Source organism: Stenotrophomonas sp. 3diitr2024 (assembly GCF_042136455.1).
GTDB lineage: Bacteria > Pseudomonadota > Gammaproteobacteria > Xanthomonadales > Xanthomonadaceae > Stenotrophomonas > Stenotrophomonas sepilia.
This window is the reverse complement of record NZ_JBHHMJ010000168.1, coordinates 1-321: the sequence shown is the minus strand read 5'-3', so window position 1 is coordinate 321 and position 321 is coordinate 1. Positions and strand designations below refer to the sequence as shown.

Sequence of the window (321 nt, the reverse complement as noted above, 5' to 3'; positions counted from 1 at the left end):
GCGTATTCGCTGGAAGGTGGCCTGGCTGTGCTGCGCGGCAATCTGGCCGTCGATGGCTGCGTGGTGAAAACCGCCGGCGTGGACGAATCGATCCATGTGTTCGAAGGCCCCGCACGCGCTGCACGTGTCGCTGCCCCTGGTCGCGCTCCACTGGCATGTCGAGAATGCCGAACAGGCGCTCGGCAGCAGAGACACCGCGCGAAATCGACGTCTGGTTCCGCTGGCATGACATCCATGGCGAGGAGCCGTGGTGGGAGCAGGCGTTCTCCGACGATGCCGGCGCGCACTGGGAAGTGAACTGGCGCAACTGGTTCCGCCGCA

1 pseudogene is annotated in these 321 nt (G+C 65.7%); it reads left to right on the top strand.

Annotated elements, in window-relative coordinates:
• Nucleotides 1–117, top strand: a pseudogene (locus ABGA94_RS04030) (dihydroxy-acid dehydratase); the annotation flags it as partial.
• Nucleotides 118–321 lie beyond the last annotated feature (204 nt).